Annotated in this window: 3 protein-coding genes; all 3 read left to right on the top strand. The window is 44.7% G+C overall.

Features of this window, described 5'->3' with window-relative positions:
* Positions 1-252 precede the first annotated feature (252 nt).
* The 3 genes from H6G26_RS41075 to H6G26_RS41065 all read left to right on the top strand — a co-directional run bounded on the left by H6G26_RS41075 (position 253) and on the right by H6G26_RS41065 (position 2,126).
* On the top strand, positions 253-618 hold the full coding sequence (locus H6G26_RS41075; RefSeq protein ID WP_242054401.1) for a hypothetical protein: 366 nt from the start codon (positions 253-255) through the stop codon (positions 616-618).
* 112 nt (positions 619-730) lie between these two features.
* A complete protein-coding gene (locus tag H6G26_RS41070) occupies positions 731-1,189 on the top strand; it encodes a DUF1392 domain-containing protein (RefSeq protein ID WP_190737817.1) in 459 nt (152 codons plus the stop codon).
* Positions 1,190-1,232: 43 nt separating this feature from the next.
* Positions 1,233-2,126, top strand: a complete 894-nt coding sequence (locus tag H6G26_RS41065) for a hypothetical protein (RefSeq protein ID WP_190737816.1) — start codon at positions 1,233-1,235, stop codon at positions 2,124-2,126.
* The last annotated feature ends 145 nt before the right edge of the window (positions 2,127-2,271 follow it).

Raw genomic sequence — 2,271 nt, 5'->3', positions numbered from 1 at the left:
CCGTCCTGCTAGAAACGAACCACGAGTCCGTAAACGCCGCCCGAAAGCTTATCCCTTAATGACCAAACCCCGGCATGAATTAAGAAAGCAGTTGCAAACTGTTTAATACACAAGCGTTTCGGCTTTTCTTAGTGCCATTCAGCCTTAATGACAGTAATCTGCTGTCGGGCTGGATTAGTTATTTACGGACTGATTACCGTGATTCACTAATCAACGAATCGCACCACTCACTACAAAGATGGCTCATTACCTGTGCAGGAGAAAGAAGCAACACCCCCCACAACCGAAAACCAAATCATGGCGCATATCTTCAACGAGTGCCAAAATTATGGGTTTGAAATTCTCGATGATGGCATTTACAACAACGGCGTGAAACTGGGGCAAGTCGGATGCACTGACGGTAACTGGTGGGTGAAGAGGCGTTATTCAGTTCAGCAGCAGTATTCTAACTCCGTGTTTGATGCTGTGCTATCGCTGTCGATGGTGGATACATCGCTGGCTGAACCAGTTCACAAATACTTGCAATCCCGACCCTTGGAGCAACTGACTACTGAGGAATTACAGCAGCTTTTCAACCATGAAGTGCGATCTCTTCTTCAAGAATTAGTCACAGCATAAAGTCTCATGTGGGCGGCAGTGAAAATTGCTGCTCACTTTTAAGTATTTTTTGGGCGTTATTCTCCAAACATTGCCGAAGATTTTTAGGTTATTAATCCCAGGGAAGAAAAGCATGATTGACCATATTAATGCACTCAAAACAAGTTGGTATCTCTCTCCGCCTTGGGGACAAACAATTCCACCTGTTGAGGTGAATTTACTGGAAAGAGTGTACCTGAGAACCACGAGAACATTTGGCTACTGTTGCGGTATGCAATGGAAGCATGAGTGCTGGATTTATTCAATTGATTGCCGTAATGAAATACTCCACGCCACACAAAACCAAATCATCGGGACTGGAGAATTAGAAACTCTCACCGTGCAAAAACCTACTTTCGTTTTGGGCGAAAGAGTAATGCTCTGTTCTCACGATAAGGCAACAAAACAACGGCTGATTTTGGGGATTGGGCTGGTGAATAATTCTTGGTTTTACCTTGTTGAATTGATGTCGCCAACCTTAACTCAATCACGGACTATATCTAATCGTTTCTCACTGGTTGGTGAAAAAAGTTTGGTGCGTGTGAATGTCTAATTCTCTTTAGTCAACTACGAAAAATTATCACCCAACTAAAGTTATGTCACAAATCGAAGTAGCTCAAATCATCGACCAGATAAAGCAAGAAATCACTGTTGACTCTAATGGACAAGGTAAAGCTAGTATTCGAGCTACAGCAAGACTTGCCAATATCGATGCTACTGGATTAGTCAGAAGTCTCAAAACTGCTGTAGACAATTCTCGGTCTAAATTGGCTGAAAAGATTATCCGTAAAGGGTTTGAAGCCGTAGACATTTTAGGCTGGTCGCAGTCTGGTATCCCTGACGTAGCAGTTGCCGCCATACTTCACTATTACGGCTACGAAGCGGGAAAAAGATGCAGCGAACAAGCAAGATTAGCCTGTGAAGCATTTGAAAGTATCGGTGTTCGCGCCTGGATGCAAGACATTATGGGCTGGGCAAAACCTGCTACTCAACCACAAGAACAACCCCCTACACCAGCCCTCCCCCCAGTTGAACAACGATTGCATACTCTTGTCTTGGCAATGAAAACTTTAGCTGAGTTAACTGGTGGCAGGCTCAACCCATACATGGAACAGCAATTCAAAGACTATGCCGGGAATCTTCTGGCAGAACACAACAGAAAATTGTTAACCCCTTCAGAAGAACGCTGGCTTGGCGTAGTCAACTTTGCAGAGAGCGAACTTGGAAAGAAAGTCCCCCTGAGCGGCGCTCACTATCGGGGACATCTTGGGACATGGGTTCGCACGTTTTACCCACACTTGGGCGATCGCCAAGAAACGCGATTGGTTAATGGCGTTCAACAGCGCATCTATGTCTACGCTTGTCACGAGTCGGCTGTCGCGGCTGGGTTGACTAAAGCTATAGAAGAGTTCTTTGCTCATCCTCATCCCAGTTTCGCCCTCAGACAAGCGGGGGCTTTCGCTAGCAAGAAGGAAAAAGTATCAGTTTAGTAGCCATTAGTCTTCAATTATTCAGTCGCCCGAATTTTAAGCACTACTAGTACAGCACGGCGTAAATAAGCCAAGTATTAGATAGCCAACACTTTACCCTTGTATGTCCACTTAAAAGGTTTAGCCATTGTTTGATTAAAGTAGT

Origin of the sequence: Nostoc sp. FACHB-888 (assembly GCF_014696655.1) — a bacterium.
Classification (GTDB): domain Bacteria; phylum Cyanobacteriota; class Cyanobacteriia; order Cyanobacteriales; family Nostocaceae; genus Nostoc.
Note: the sequence above shows the minus strand (reverse complement) of the source record. Positions and strands in the feature narration are given on the sequence as shown.